This is a genomic window from Polaribacter marinaquae (genome assembly GCF_038019025.1).
Taxonomy (GTDB): domain Bacteria; phylum Bacteroidota; class Bacteroidia; order Flavobacteriales; family Flavobacteriaceae; genus Polaribacter; species Polaribacter marinaquae.
In genome coordinates, this window is sequence record NZ_CP150496.1 from 3,005,131 (window position 1) to 3,018,289 (window position 13,159).

Sequence of the window (13,159 nt, forward strand, 5' to 3'; positions counted from 1 at the left end):
ATTTATTTTTTAATTAAAATGACATTCTTACGTTAACACCAACGGTTCTAACGTTTGGTAATTGTCCACCTTCAGTCCAATTTACTCCATTTCTTGTTTCAATTTCAGAAGGGTCTAATCCTGGTAAAGCTGAGTGAATTAGCCATACATTGTTTGCAAATACACCTAAATTTAATGTTTTGAAAGGAGTTTTTTCTAAAATGTTATTTGGTAAATCGTAGTCTAAACGTACAGTTCTTAACTTAACATAAGAAGCGTCATACAACCATCTTTCATGTAAAGCAAATAAACGACCCCAGTAAGTACTAGATTCAATATTATAAGATACAGGTGCTCCAGAAGTTTCATCTACTCCTTCTATTAATTCACCACCACCATTGGCTACAGCGTCTCTTACAGGGTTTCCTAAGTTGTTATTACCAACGGTCTCTATTCCTAAACCAGAATAATTGTTAAACATTCTTGTTACAGAAAATACTTTTCCTCCTTTTTGAAAGTCAATATCAAAACCTAAGTTAAAGTTTTTGTAACGTATATTGTTAGAGAATCCTCCAGTGAAATCAGGCAATACATTACCTAAATATTGATTTGTGTCGTAGATTGGTGCTCCAGAAGCTGTTAATATTTTGTTACCATCAGCATCTCTTCTGAATGCTCTACCGTAAATAGCTCCCCATTCTTCTCCAACTCTTTCCTGTAATTGAATACCTCTCCAAGAACTAGATAACACATTTACATCAATTCCTTCAGAAATTTTATTTACTGTTCTTTCTAAAGTAGCAAAACTTAAAGTTGCATCCCATGCGATATCTTCTTTTTTAATAATATCATAATTTAAAGCAACTTCTATACCATTGTATGTTTGCTTACCATCATTTTTAAGAGTACTTGTGTAACCCGTAGATCCGTCTAAAGTAACAGATACAGGCAGTTCTTCATCTATTTTCTTAAAGTAAGCAAAATCTACTCCTAATCTACTGTTGAATAATCTTAATTCTGTACCAATTTCGTAATCTTTACGAACTCCACCTTGTAAGAAAGGGTTAGCAAACGTTCCTTGAGCAGATAAAGTACCTGTACTTCCGTAAGGAGTACCAATTCCATATACAGCAGATAATTGATATGGAGAAGGGAATTTAGGTGCTTGAGCTGCACTCATTCTTAATTTTCCAAACCTTAAAAAATCGTTTTGTGGAATTAATTTAGAGAATATAAAACTTAAAGATCCACCATATGTTTCAATTCTATTTTCTTCTGAATATGCAGATGATCCCCAGTCAAATCTTGTAAATCCATCTAAAAATAATATGTCTTTATATCCAACAGAACCTTTTACAAATATAGATTTAGATTTAAATTTAGATGAAGAGTTATTTACTGTTGGTCTATCTACTGAAGTACTTAAACTGTAGAAACCTAAAGTGTTTAATCCTCCAACTGTACTACCGCTTAAACTTTCAGATCCTATTGTAGATAATTCAAAACCGGCAGATGCTGTAATGTCAAAATCTTCATTTAAATCTTTAGAGTAATTTACAATACCAAAAAGTTCTTCTCTAAAGTCCATGTTTTCAGTTTCACTGTAAGAAGGTAATGTTTGCCCTCCTAAGCTACCAAAAGCTGTTCTATTATTATATTCATAAGAGTTAAATGTTTTTCTTAAATCTAAACTCATGTTTAAATTTTCATTAACTTCATATTTTAATCCAATCTTACCGTAGATTGCATTTTTTGTTTGAAAGTTTAAGTTTTCATTAGTTTCAAAAAATGGAGAATCCCAATATAATGGTGCTGAGTTTGTTGGACTATTAATATTCCAAGATACAAACTGACCGTTTCTTTCATAATTTCTTACTCTGTCCATGTCTAGTTGACGTTGCCACCATTGGTTTAAGTTAGAAACTACATTTCCATAACCATTGTCTGGAAAGTTATTAGTTCTTCTATCTTGATAGTTGAAGTTAGCGTATGCAGTTAACTTGTCTGTAATATCTAAACTCGCATTAATTGTAGCTTGTACTTGTTTTCTTTTAGAATTAGGAAAAACACTATTTCTGTCAATATTTGTTAAACCAACTCTTACGTTGTAGTCATCACCACCTTTAGCAAAACTTACAGAAGTGTTGTTGATAATACCTGTGTCGAAAAAGTCTTGAATGTTATCTGGGTTAGCTTCAAAAGCTCTTAATTTTCCAAATTCAGGATCTCCCTGAATCCAAGAATCCCAATGACGAACCATTTGTCCATCTAATTTTGGACCCCAGCTTTCATCAGCATAATATTCAACCATTTTTTGACCATTAAAAGAAGCCCATGAAGCTGGGTGTCTAGAAGGGTCATAGTTAAATGTGTTAAATTCTTGAGAGTAACCACCACCATATTCATTTTGGTATTCTGGTAAAATGTAAACATTTTCCATTGCCGTACTATGGTTTAATGTAACAACACTTTCACCACTTTTTGCAGACTTTGTAGTAATAATAACTACACCATTAATTCCTTCAGGCCCGTATAATGCAGTTGCTGCAGAACCTTTTAAAACAGATAAATCAGCAATATCATCTGTGTTAATGTCAGATGTAGAACTAATTTTCACATTGTCTACAATGTATAATACATTAGAGTTACCTCTTAATCTTATTCCAGAATTACCAAAACCTGCAGAAGGAGCACCTACTGCCTGTACACCAGCAACTCTACCTGCTAACGCGTTGTTGACATCTGTTTCTCTTGATCTCACTAAGTTTTCTGGTTTAACAGATTGTTGAGCAAAACCAATAGATTTTTTGTCTCTTTTAATACCTAATGCAGTTACTACAATTTCGTCTAGTACACTAGCATCTTCAATCATAGTTACATTAACTGTATTTGATGATCCGATTGTTTTTTCAATAGTTTTGTATCCTACATAACTAAAGCTTAAAACGTCTCCGTTGTTAGCTTTAATAGTAAATTTACCATTGAAATCAGTTTCAGTTCCTTTAGTAGTCCCTTTAATTAGAATGCTTACTCCAGGTAGTGATCCTGTGGCATCCGAGACTGTTCCAGAAACTGTTTTTTCTTGCGCAAAACTTATTTGCACAACAAACGCCAGTAATAGCGTTAAAATTCCCTTTAACTTTGTTTTCATTATTTATTTGATTTGAATTAATTATGCCAAATATATAAATATTTTATTAATTAAACAATGAAAACGTTAATAATTGTTAATTTTAGAACTAAAATGTAAAATTTGGTTAGAAATAATTTTTCCAATTTATTGTTAGCTGAGTGTTTTCAGGGGTTGACAGGCGTTTATTTTTTAATATAGTTGTTATAGAAAAGTTAATTTTAGATTTATTTGTGTTAAATAAATAACCTATTCCAATACCAATTAGTTTTTCGCTATTTTCTTTATTGTAGATTATTCCTAAATCAGATATTGTGTACAAGTAAGCGTCTTTTTTAGTTAGGTATCTGTATTCTATATTTTGTGTTATATAGTTTTCAGTAAATATGCTTTTCTCACTGGCTCCTCTTATCGTATTTTTACCTCCGATTCTAAATAATTCGTTGTTTACATAATTTTCAGAATTTAAAAATCCCATATTGTTTTGAAGATATATTTTGTTTCTGTTGTTTAAATTAAATAAATAACTAATTCTAGATTCAATTTTAATTTGTGATGTGTTTTCTGTTCTTGTTTTCCTTTTTCCAATGGATGGGTTTATCAAAAGCGAAAATTTATCAGAATTGAATTCATCGTAATTTGGAACTGTAAATTCATAACCAAATCCGAAGAAATTATTATTAAATGTTTCTATATTGTCGCTTTTAATAATTTCTGCCGAAGATTCTGTGGTGTAGTTAACTGATATTTTTGAATATTCAGATAATTTGTATTTTAAATTAGTTTCAAATCTAGTATTTGTGAATGTTGAATCTTGTCTGTAAATGTTAAATTTTATTTCTGGTGATATTTTTGAATTGAAAATATAAGGATTTATGAAATTTAAAGAAAATTCACTTCTGTCATTATTTAAACTTTTCCATTCAAGATTTATTTCTTCTCCTTTGTTAATTGTGTTTAATAGATTTAATTCTAAATAACCATTAAATTTTATTTTACCGTTTTCGTTGTTTGCAAAATTTATCAATCCATCAAAACTACTTCTGTTTATTTTTTTTAAATACATATATAATAAGGTAGAGTCTTTTGTGAAAAGTATTTCTGGTTTTTTAATTTCTTGAATGAATTTTAAAGGTTTCGTGTTTTTGCTTATTTTGTTTAATAATTTATTGTTGTAAATCGTTTTAGTGTTGATGTTGTAATGATTAGTTATGTATTTTGTTGGGAAATTTTCATAACCTTTTATTATCGTGTTGTTTATTTTTCTTTCTTTTAAGTTTCTTATTACTAAGGAGGCTTTTATTGTTTTATTTGACGTTTTGTAATCCTCTAAATAAATTTTAGAGAAGCTTAAACCATTTTGTTCTAATTTGAAGGATAGCTTATTTAGGTATTCTTCAATTTTATTGCTTTGAACAATTGCTTTAGTGTTGGGTAGTTTTAGTACTTTTAATGTTGCGGGATTTAGTTTCGAAAAAGATATGATGATATTGTTTACATTTTTATTTAGACTCATGTAAATATTAAAAATTTTATTTTGTTTTTTTACACTGTCAATCATATAGGCGTAGTATCCTTTTTTTTGTAATTCTTTTTCGATTTTTTTTAATTCTTTTGATATTATTGTCGAGTCTTGAAATTTTCTCAAATAATTTATTTTATTTAAGATTTTGTTTTCTGTTTTATTTATTGATGTAATTTTCAATTCATAGTCTTGTGCTTTCACTGTGTAGTTCACAAGAAGTGTGGAGAGAATTATAAAAAATGTTTTTTTAAAAGACATTAACAATGATAAGGTTTGTAGATGTCAAATGTATAAGTTTTACTGATAATGGTTCTCCTAAAAAAATGTTTTTTGAAAAATAACTCACTGATATTTGAATAATTAGAAATTAGTTGTACATTTGCGGACTCTTAAAAAAGAGATAATGTTTAATTATAAACGAAAAACAGTAATTATTTAGTATGCCAACTATTCAACAATTAGTTCGTAAAGGAAGAACCAAAATAACTAAGAAGAGTAAATCGGCTGCTTTGTCGTCTTGTCCTCAAAGACGTGGAGTTTGTACTCGTGTTTATACTACAACACCAAAGAAACCTAATTCAGCAATGCGTAAAGTTGCCAGAGTTAGATTGACAAATGGTAATGAGATAAACGCATACATTCCAGGAGAAGGACATAACTTACAGGAGCACTCGATAGTATTAGTTAGAGGTGGAAGGGTAAAAGATTTGCCAGGAGTTAAATATCACGTAGTACGTGGTGCATTAGATACTGCAGGTGTTGAGGGTAGAACCCAACGTAGATCTAAGTATGGAGCAAAACGCCCAAAAAAGTAAATTAGTAACTTTTTTAATGTAAAGACATGAGAAAAAGAGCAGCAAAAAAAAGAGTCTTATTACCGGATCCAAAGTTTAATGATCAGTTAGTAACACGTTTCGTGAATAACTTGATGTGGGATGGTAAGAAGTCAGTAGCTTTTAAAGTATTTTATGATGCGTTAGATATCGTAGAAGAAAGAAAAGGTGAAGAAGAAAAAACAGCTTTAGAGATTTGGAAAGATGGTTTATCAAATGTAATGCCTCACGTAGAAGTAAGATCTCGTCGTGTTGGTGGTGCTACGTTTCAGATACCAATGCAAATTAGACCAGATCGTAAGGTTTCTATGGCTATTAAATGGATGATTTTGTACACTCGTAAAAGAAACGAGAAAACAATGGCACAGCGTTTAGCTGCTGAGATTTTAGCTGCGGCTAAAGAAGAAGGAGCTGCTGTTAAAAAACGTACTGATACTCATAAAATGGCAGAAGCAAATAAAGCTTTCTCTCACTTCAGATTTTAATAGAAATGGCTAGAGATTTAAAATTTACAAGAAATATTGGAATTGCAGCACATATTGATGCTGGAAAAACTACAACAACAGAACGTGTATTGTATTATACAGGTGTTTCTCATAAAATTGGAGAAGTACATGATGGTGCAGCAACAATGGACTGGATGGAGCAGGAGCAAGAAAGAGGTATTACAATTACTTCTGCAGCTACTACTTGTACGTGGAACTTTCCAATAGAAAACGGAGAAAAAACTCCAGAAACAAAAGGATATCACTTTAATATTATTGATACTCCAGGACACGTTGATTTTACTGTAGAAGTAAATAGATCATTACGTGTTTTAGATGGTTTAGTTTTCTTATTTTCAGCTGTTGATGGTGTAGAACCTCAATCTGAAACTAACTGGAGATTGGCAGATAACTATAAAGTACCAAGAATTGGTTTTGTTAATAAAATGGACCGTCAAGGTTCTGATTTCTTAGGAGTTTGTCAGCAAGTAAAAGATATGTTAAAGTCAAATGCGGTGCCAATCGTTTTAAATATTGGTGACGAGGATGAGTTTAAAGGTATTATAGATTTAGTTAAGAATCGTGCTATTGTATGGCATGATGAAACTCAAGGAGCTACTTTCGATGTTATCGAAATTCCTGAGGATATGAAAGAAGAAGCTCGTAAGTACCGTGCACTTTTAATTGAAGAAGTAGCAAGTTACGATGAGAATCTTTTAGAAAAATTCATGGAAGATGAAGATTCTATTACAGAAGAAGAAGTGCATGCTGCACTTAGAGCTGCTGTAATGGATATGGCAATTATTCCTATGATTTGTGGTTCTGCGTTTAAAAATAAAGGAGTTCAGTTCTTATTAGATGCTGTTTGTCGTTATTTACCTTCACCAACTGATAAAGATGGTATTGTAGGTGTAAACCCAGATACAGAACAAGAAGAATTACGTAAGCCAAGTGTAGATGAACCTTTTGCTGCTTTAGCATTTAAAATTGCTACAGACCCTTTTGTTGGTCGTTTAGCATTTTTTAGAGCATATTCTGGTCGTTTAGATGCTGGTTCTTATGTTTTAAATAACCGTTCAGGTAAAAAAGAACGTATTTCACGTATTTATCAAATGCATGCTAACAAGCAGAATGCAATTGATTTTATCGAAGCTGGAGATATTGGTGCGGCAGTAGGTTTTAAATCTATCAAAACAGGAGATACTTTGTCTTCTCAAGAGCATCCAATTGTTCTAGAATCTATGGATTTTCCAGACCCAGTAATTGGTATTGCTGTTGAGCCTAAAACTAAAGCAGATGTAGATAGATTAGGTATTGGTTTAGGTAAGTTAGCTGAAGAAGATCCAACATTTACTGTTCGTTCTGATGAAGCTTCTGGTCAAACTATTATCTCAGGAATGGGAGAATTACACTTAGATGTAATTGTAGATCGTTTAAAACGTGAATTTAAAGTTGAAGTTAACCAAGGTCAGCCTCAAGTAGAATATAAAGAAGCTATTACAGCATCTGCAGATCATAGAGAAGTTTATAAGAAACAATCTGGTGGTCGTGGTAAGTTTGCTGATATAGTATTCACTATGGAGCCTGCAGAAGAAGGTGTTCAAGGATTAGTTTTTGAATCTGTAATTAAAGGTGGTAATGTTCCTAAGGAATTTGTACCTTCTATTGAGAAAGGATTTAAAGAAGCTATGAAAAATGGACCATTAGCTGGATACGAAATGGATTCTATGAAAGTAACTTTAAAGGATGGATCATTCCACGCAGTGGATTCTGATCAACTTTCTTTTGAGTTAGCTGCAAAATTAGGTTTTAAAGCTGCTGCAAAAGCTGCTAAAGCTAAAATTATGGAGCCATTAATGAAATTAGAAGTGTTAACTCCAGAGGAGAACATGGGAGATATCGTTGGTGATTTAAATAGAAGAAGAGGACAAGTAAACGATATGAGTGATCGTAACGGTGCAAAAGTTGTAAAAGCATTAGTGCCATTATCAGAAATGTTTGGTTATGTTACAGCTTTAAGAACTATGTCTTCTGGTAGAGCAACTTCTACTATGGAATTTTCACATTATGCTGAAACTCCTTCGAATGTATCTGAAGAAGTGATAGCAAAATCTAAAGGTTAATCGACTAAAGAATATAAGATGAGTCAAAAAATTAGAATAAAATTAAAGTCTTACGATTATAATTTAGTAGATAAATCTGCTGAGAAAATCGTTAAGACGGTAAAAAGTACTGGTGCTGTTGTAAACGGACCAATACCTTTACCAACACATAAAAAGATTTTTACAGTTTTACGTTCTCCACACGTAAATAAAAAATCTAGAGAGCAATTTCAATTAGCTGCTTACAAAAGGTTATTAGACATTTATAGTTCTTCTTCGAAAACTATCGATGCTTTAATGAAACTTGAGTTACCAAGTGGTGTTGAAGTTGAGATCAAAGTTTAAGTAAAATATTAACTTTCGGTTTAATTTTGTTAAACCGAAAGTTTTTTATACTTTTGCAACCCGAAATAGAGTAGGGAACTGCTATTTTTGATATAATTATCACTAATAGTGACATGTCTGGAGCGTTTCGCGAAGGAAAAACGGAAAAAACAAAATCAGCGTTGAATTTGTTTGCGCTGTTTTTTTTTATGAAATTTTAAGGATGTGTACTGAAACATTTGTTTCAAAAAATATAAGTATTAATATAGACGCGCTGGATAAATATCTATTCGTCTAAAATTTTAACTAAATGTCTGGGTTAATAGGAAGAAAAATTGGAATGACCAGCTTATTTGATGAAAACGGGAAGAATATTCCTTGTACAGTAATCGAAGCGGGTCCTTGCGTTGTTACCCAAGTCAGAACCGAAGAGGTTGACGGCTACAATGCGTTACAACTTGGTTTCGATGACAAGAAGGCGAAGAGCTCTAACAAAGCGTTAGACGGTCACTTTAAAAAAGCTGGCACCACTGCAAAGAAAAAAGTCGTTGAATTTCAAGGGTTTGAAGGTGAGTATAAATTAGGAGATTCTATATCTGTAGATCACTTTGAAGAAGGTGAGTTTGTAGATGTTTCTGGTGTTTCTAAAGGTAAGGGTTTTCAGGGTGTTGTAAAACGTCATGGATTTGCTGGTGTTGGTCAAGCTACGCATGGTCAACATAACCGTTTAAGAGCTCCGGGTTCTATTGGTGCTGCATCTTATCCTGCAAGAGTATTCAAAGGAATGCGTATGGCAGGTAGAATGGGTGGAGATAAAGTGAAAGTACAAAACTTAAGAGTATTAAAAGTAGTTGCTGAAAAGAACTTACTTGTTGTTAAAGGGGCTGTTCCTGGACACAAAAATGCTTTTGTAACTATTCAGAAATAATGAAAGTAGCTGTTTTAGATATTACAGGAAAAGATACAGGTAGAAAGGTTGAGCTTTCTAAAGATGTATTCGGTATTGAGCCTAATGATCATGCTATTTATTTAGATGTTAAGCAATACTTGGCAAATCAACGTCAAGGTACGCACAAATCTAAAGAAAGAGCAGAAATTGCTGGTTCTACAAGAAAGATAAAAAAACAAAAAGGAACTGGTACTGCAAGAGCAGGTTCTATCAAGTCTGGTGTTTTTAGAGGTGGTGGACGTATGTTCGGACCAAGACCAAGAAATTATTCTTTTAAATTGAATAAAAACTTAAAGCGTTTAGCACGTAAGTCTGCTTTAAGTATTCAAGCAAATGATGAGAATTTAGTAGTAGTTGAAGATTTTAACTTTGAAAATCCAAAAACTAAAAACTTTTTAAGCGTTTTAAAAGCGTTAGAATTAGATACTAAAAAGTCTTTATTTGTTTTAGGAAGTGATAATACAAATGTGTATTTATCATCACGTAATTTGAAAAATTCTAAAGTAATTAAAGTTTCAGAAATTAACACATATGGTTTGTTAAACGCAAACAAAGTAGTGATTACTGAAGGTTCTTTAGAAGGTATAAACACTAATTTAAGCAAATAGGGATTCGAAATGAGTATTTTAATAAAACCTATTATTACGGAAAAAGCTACAAACGATAGTGAATTATTTAATCGTTATGCATTTGTAGTAGATAAAAATGCTAATAAATTAGAGATTAAGTCAGCAGTTGAATCTGCTTACGGGGTTTCTATATCTAGTGTAAGAACTTTAAATTATCCAATTCAAAGAAATACTAAGTTTACTAAAAAAGGTTTAGTTACTGGTATTAAGAGTGGGTATAAGAAGGCTATTGTACAGTTAGCAGAAGGAGAAAGTATTGATTTTTATAACAATCTTTAAAAGACAAAAATGTCAGTTAGAAAATTAAAACCAATAACACCAGGTCAGCGTTTTAGAGTTGTAAATGGGTTCGACACCATAACAACTGATAAGCCGGAGAAAAGTTTACTTGCTCCGAAAAAACGATCTGGAGGTCGAAACAATCAGGGAAGAATGACAACACGTAATATAGGTGGTGGTCATAAACAAAAGTACCGTATTATCGATTTTAAAAGAGATAAGCAAGGTATTCCTGCTACAGTAAAAACAATAGAATACGATCCAAATCGTACAGCTTTTATAGCGCTATTAAGTTATGCTGATGGTGAAAAACGTTATGTAATTGCGCAAAACGGTTTAAAAGTAGGTCAAACTATTATTTCAGGTAAAGATGTTGCTCCAGAAATTGGAAATGCAATGACTTTAAGTGAAATTCCTTTAGGAACTACGATTTCATGTATAGAATTACGTCCAGGTCAAGGAGCTGTTATGGCTCGTTCTGCTGGTTCTTTTGCTCAATTAATGGCAAGAGATGGTAAGTATGCTACAGTTAAGTTACCTTCTGGTGAAACAAGATTAATCTTGTTAACTTGTATGGCAACTATTGGTGTTGTATCTAATTCAGATCATCAATTACTTGTTTCAGGTAAAGCTGGTAGATCGAGATGGTTAGGTAGAAGACCTAGAACAAATGCAGTAAGAATGAACCCGGTTGATCACCCAATGGGAGGTGGTGAAGGACGTTCTTCTGGAGGGCATCCAAGATCAAGAAATGGTATACCTGCTAAAGGATTCAAGACTAGATCTAAAACCAAAGCTAGTAATAAGTATATTATAGAACGTAGAAAGAAATAATAAGTTATGGCAAGATCATTAAAAAAAGGACCTTACGTTCACTATAAGTTAGAGAAAAAAGTGTTAGCTAATGTAGAAGGTGGAAACAAAACTGTAATCAAAACTTGGTCTAGAGCAAGTATGATTACTCCAGATTTTGTTGGACAAACAATTGCTGTTCATAACGGACGTCAATTTGTACCGGTTTACGTTACAGAAAACATGGTAGGGCATAAATTAGGCGAATTTTCACCAACTCGTTCTTTTAGAGGACACGCTGGTGCAAAAAATAAAGGAAAAAAATAGTAGGAAATGGGAGTTCGTAAAAAAAATATGGCAGATCAGTTAAAAGCAGATAGAAAGCAACGTGCTTTCGCTAAGCTTACTAACTGTCCTACATCACCAAGAAAAATGCGTTTAGTAGCAGATCAAGTAAGAGGTGTTGAAGTTGAAAAAGCTTTACAAATCTTAAAATTTAGCCCTAAAGAAGCATCTATAAACTTAGAGAAATTATTGTTGTCTGCAATTGCAAACTGGCAAGCTAAGAACGAAGATGCAGCTATAGAAGATGCTGGATTATATGTGAAAACTATTTATGTAGATAGCGCAGGAATGTTAAAAAGATTAAGACCAGCTCCACAAGGTCGTGCTCATAGAATTCGTAAGCGTTCTAATCACGTTACTTTAGAGTTAGGTACTAAAACAATAAGCAAATAATCAAAGTAGAAATGGGACAAAAAACTAATCCAATAGGAAATCGTTTAGGAATCATCAGAGGTTGGGAATCTAACTGGTACGGTGGTAATGACTACGGAGATAAAATTGCTGAAGATGATAAGATAAGAAAGTATATACATGCTAGATTATCTAAAGCAAGTGTTTCTAGAGTAATTATAGAGCGTACTTTAAAACTTGTAACCGTTACTATCACTACTGCTAGACCTGGTATTATTATCGGTAAAGGTGGTCAAGAGGTAGACAAGTTAAAAGAAGAGCTTAAGAAAATTACAGGAAAAGAAGTTCAAATTAACATTTTTGAAATCAAGCGTCCAGAATTAGATGCAAGATTAGTAGCAACTAGTGTTGCTCGTCAAATTGAGAATAGAATTTCTTATAAGAGAGCTATTAAAATGGCTATTCAAGCTACAATGAGAATGAATGCTGAAGGTATTAAAATTCAGATTTCAGGACGTTTAAATGGAGCTGAAATGGCACGTTCAGAGCACTTTAAAGAAGGTAGAATTCCTCTTTCTACTTTTAGAGCTGATATTGATTATGCACTTGTAGAAGCTCATACTACATACGGAAGATTAGGTGTGAAGGTATGGATTATGAAAGGCGAAGTTTATGGTAAAAGAGAATTATCTCCATTAGTAGGATTGTCTAAGAAACAATCTGGTTCTAAAGGTGGTGACAGATCTAAACGTCAACCTCGTAGAAGAAAATAATTTTTAAAATTAGAAATTAAAAATGTTACAGCCAAAAAGAGTAAAATACCGTAAGGTACAGAAGGCGAAAGGAAATATGACAGGTATTTCTGGTAGAGGAAATCAACTTTCTAACGGAATGTTTGGTATCAAATCTTTAGACCAGAATTTATTAACTTCGCGTCAGATAGAAGCAGCTCGTATTGCGGCTACTCGTCATATGAAAAGAGAAGGTCAGTTATGGATTAAAATATTTCCAGACAAGCCTATCACTAAGAAGCCTTTAGAAGTACGTATGGGTAAGGGTAAAGGAGCACCAGATCATTTTGTTGCAGTTATTAAACCAGGTAGAATTTTGTTTGAAATTGGTGGAGTGCCAATGGATGTTGCAAAAGAAGCTTTACGTTTAGCAGCACAAAAACTTCCAGTAAGAACGAAGTTTGTAGTAGCAAGAGATTTTGATATTAACGCTTAATTCTAAATACAATGAAACAATCAGAAATAAAAGAATTATCTATAGCAGATCTTAATGAAAAGCTTGGAGCGTTGCAAAAGAATTATACTGATCTTAAAATGGCTCACGCAATAACTCCTTTGGAGAACCCATTGCAGTTGAGAAGTTTAAGAAGAACTGTAGCAAGAATTGCAACAGAATTAACAAAAAGAGAATTACAATAATTCTAT

The 13,159-nt window shown here is 32.5% G+C and carries 15 protein-coding genes; 13 read left to right on the forward strand and 2 right to left on the reverse strand.

Going from position 1 to position 13,159, the window contains the following annotated elements; all coding sequences use genetic code 11:
* Window positions 1-13 precede the first annotated feature (13 nt).
* A complete protein-coding gene (locus WG950_RS13255; RefSeq protein ID WP_340933010.1) occupies window positions 14-3,130 on the reverse strand; it encodes a SusC/RagA family TonB-linked outer membrane protein in 3,117 nt (1,038 codons plus the stop codon).
* Between the two features lie 106 nt (window positions 3,131-3,236).
* The gene (locus WG950_RS13260) at window positions 3,237-4,892 is read right to left on the reverse strand and encodes a ShlB/FhaC/HecB family hemolysin secretion/activation protein (protein WP_340933012.1); all 1,656 of its coding nucleotides are present in this window, start codon (window positions 4,890-4,892) and stop codon (window positions 3,237-3,239) included.
* A gap of 182 nt (window positions 4,893-5,074) precedes the next feature.
* Between WG950_RS13260 and rpsL the strand changes: the two genes are divergently transcribed.
* The 13 genes from rpsL to rpmC all read left to right on the forward strand — a co-directional run bounded on the left by rpsL (window position 5,075) and on the right by rpmC (window position 13,153).
* Window positions 5,075-5,449 (forward strand): 30S ribosomal protein S12, encoded by a 375-nt coding sequence (gene rpsL, locus WG950_RS13265; protein ID WP_018943587.1) that lies wholly within the window; start codon window positions 5,075-5,077, stop codon window positions 5,447-5,449.
* A 26-nt stretch (window positions 5,450-5,475) separates the two neighbouring features.
* Window positions 5,476-5,952 (forward strand): 30S ribosomal protein S7, encoded by a 477-nt coding sequence (rpsG, locus tag WG950_RS13270; RefSeq protein ID WP_077809839.1) that lies wholly within the window; start codon window positions 5,476-5,478, stop codon window positions 5,950-5,952.
* 5 nt (window positions 5,953-5,957) lie between these two features.
* The gene (gene fusA / locus WG950_RS13275) at window positions 5,958-8,075 is read left to right on the forward strand and encodes an elongation factor G (RefSeq protein WP_079737042.1); all 2,118 of its coding nucleotides are present in this window, start codon (window positions 5,958-5,960) and stop codon (window positions 8,073-8,075) included.
* A gap of 18 nt (window positions 8,076-8,093) precedes the next feature.
* Window positions 8,094-8,399 carry a 30S ribosomal protein S10 gene (gene rpsJ, locus WG950_RS13280; RefSeq protein WP_068363283.1) on the forward strand — a complete coding sequence of 102 codons (306 nt, stop codon included), beginning with the start codon at window positions 8,094-8,096 and terminating at the stop codon, window positions 8,397-8,399.
* Between the two features lie 289 nt (window positions 8,400-8,688).
* A complete protein-coding gene (rplC, locus tag WG950_RS13285) occupies window positions 8,689-9,306 on the forward strand; it encodes a 50S ribosomal protein L3 (RefSeq protein WP_077809837.1) in 618 nt (205 codons plus the stop codon).
* The gene (gene rplD, locus WG950_RS13290; protein WP_340933014.1) at window positions 9,306-9,935 is read left to right on the forward strand and encodes a 50S ribosomal protein L4; all 630 of its coding nucleotides are present in this window, start codon (window positions 9,306-9,308) and stop codon (window positions 9,933-9,935) included. Before rplC ends, rplD begins: the two co-directional genes overlap by 1 nt.
* A 9-nt stretch (window positions 9,936-9,944) precedes the next feature.
* The gene (gene rplW / locus WG950_RS13295) at window positions 9,945-10,235 is read left to right on the forward strand and encodes a 50S ribosomal protein L23 (RefSeq protein ID WP_077809835.1); all 291 of its coding nucleotides are present in this window, start codon (window positions 9,945-9,947) and stop codon (window positions 10,233-10,235) included.
* A gap of 9 nt (window positions 10,236-10,244) precedes the next feature.
* A complete protein-coding gene (gene rplB / locus WG950_RS13300; RefSeq protein WP_077809834.1) occupies window positions 10,245-11,069 on the forward strand; it encodes a 50S ribosomal protein L2 in 825 nt (274 codons plus the stop codon).
* A 6-nt stretch (window positions 11,070-11,075) separates the two neighbouring features.
* Window positions 11,076-11,354 (forward strand): 30S ribosomal protein S19, encoded by a 279-nt coding sequence (rpsS, locus tag WG950_RS13305; RefSeq protein WP_077809833.1) that lies wholly within the window; start codon window positions 11,076-11,078, stop codon window positions 11,352-11,354.
* 6 nt (window positions 11,355-11,360) lie between these two features.
* Window positions 11,361-11,765, forward strand: coding sequence for a 50S ribosomal protein L22 (rplV, locus tag WG950_RS13310; RefSeq protein WP_077809832.1), 405 nt, complete (start codon window positions 11,361-11,363; stop codon window positions 11,763-11,765).
* Between the two features lie 11 nt (window positions 11,766-11,776).
* Window positions 11,777-12,496, forward strand: a complete 720-nt coding sequence (gene rpsC, locus WG950_RS13315) for a 30S ribosomal protein S3 (RefSeq protein WP_077809831.1) — start codon at window positions 11,777-11,779, stop codon at window positions 12,494-12,496.
* A gap of 22 nt (window positions 12,497-12,518) precedes the next feature.
* Window positions 12,519-12,950 carry a 50S ribosomal protein L16 gene (gene rplP / locus WG950_RS13320; RefSeq protein WP_079737041.1) on the forward strand — a complete coding sequence of 144 codons (432 nt, stop codon included), beginning with the start codon at window positions 12,519-12,521 and terminating at the stop codon, window positions 12,948-12,950.
* Window positions 12,951-12,961: 11 nt separating this feature from the next.
* Window positions 12,962-13,153, forward strand: a complete 192-nt coding sequence (gene rpmC, locus WG950_RS13325) for a 50S ribosomal protein L29 (protein WP_077809829.1) — start codon at window positions 12,962-12,964, stop codon at window positions 13,151-13,153.
* Window positions 13,154-13,159: the final 6 nt, after the last annotated feature.